At 46.2% G+C, this 1142-nt stretch carries 1 protein-coding gene; it reads right to left on the reverse strand.

Annotated elements, in window-relative coordinates; genetic code table 11:
• Positions 1-1142: elongation factor Tu (gene tuf, locus VRK28_RS00045; protein WP_332393064.1), on the reverse strand; the 1142-nt coding region annotated here is incomplete at its 3' end.

Below are 1142 nucleotides of genomic sequence, written 5' to 3' on the forward strand. Positions count from 1 at the left end.
CCACCTTCACGGATAGCGAAGCGTAAACCTTCGTCCATCGCGATTGGGCAGATTAGTTCTACAGTCATCTTGATGTTATCACCAGGCATTACCATTTCAACGCCGTCTGGTAACTGTACGTCACCTGTTACGTCAGTTGTACGGAAGTAGAACTGTGGACGGTAACCTTTGAAGAATGGAGTGTGACGACCACCTTCATCTTTAGAAAGTACGTATACTTCTGAAGTGAACTTCGTGTGTGGAGTGATTGAACCAGGCTTAGCTAGTACTTGACCACGCTCAACGTCTTCACGCTTAGTACCACGTAGAAGTGCACCGATGTTCTCACCCGCACGACCTTCGTCTAGAAGCTTACGGAACATCTCAACACCTGTACAAGTTGTCTTCGTAGTTTCTTTGATACCTACGATTTCAACTTCGTCATTCACGTTGATGATACCAGCTTCAACACGGCCAGTTACAACAGTACCACGACCTTGGATTGAGAATACGTCTTCGATAGGCATGATGAATGGCTTATCGATGTCACGCTCTGGCTCTGGGATGTAAGAATCTAGTGCTTCTGCAAGCTCAACGATTTTGTCTTCCCACTCTTTCTCGCCTTCTAACGCTTTAAGCGCTGAACCTTGGATTAGTGGTAAGTCATCACCTGGGAAGTCGTACTCAGAAAGAAGTTCACGAACTTCCATCTCAACTAGCTCAAGTAGCTCTTCGTCGTCAACCATGTCACATTTGTTCATGAATACGATGATGTAAGGTACACCAACCTGACGAGAAAGTAGGATGTGCTCACGAGTTTGTGGCATAGGACCGTCAGTCGCAGCAACTACTAGGATTGCGCCGTCCATTTGAGCAGCACCAGTGATCATGTTTTTAACATAATCGGCGTGTCCTGGACAGTCTACGTGTGCGTAGTGACGAGTTGGAGTATCGTACTCAACGTGTGAAGTTGAGATTGTGATACCACGCTCACGCTCTTCTGGAGCGTTATCGATTGATGCGAAGTCTTTAGCTACACCACCGTATACTTTTGCAAGTACGTTAGTGATTGCTGCTGTTAGAGTTGTTTTACCGTGGTCAACGTGGCCGATTGTACCAACGTTTACGTGCGGTTTTACGCGTTCAAACTTTTCTTTTGCCAT

The sequence above is a fragment of the Pseudoalteromonas sp. P80D2 genome (assembly GCF_036680945.1).
GTDB classification, from domain to species: Bacteria; Pseudomonadota; Gammaproteobacteria; order Enterobacterales; family Alteromonadaceae; genus Pseudoalteromonas; species Pseudoalteromonas shioyasakiensis.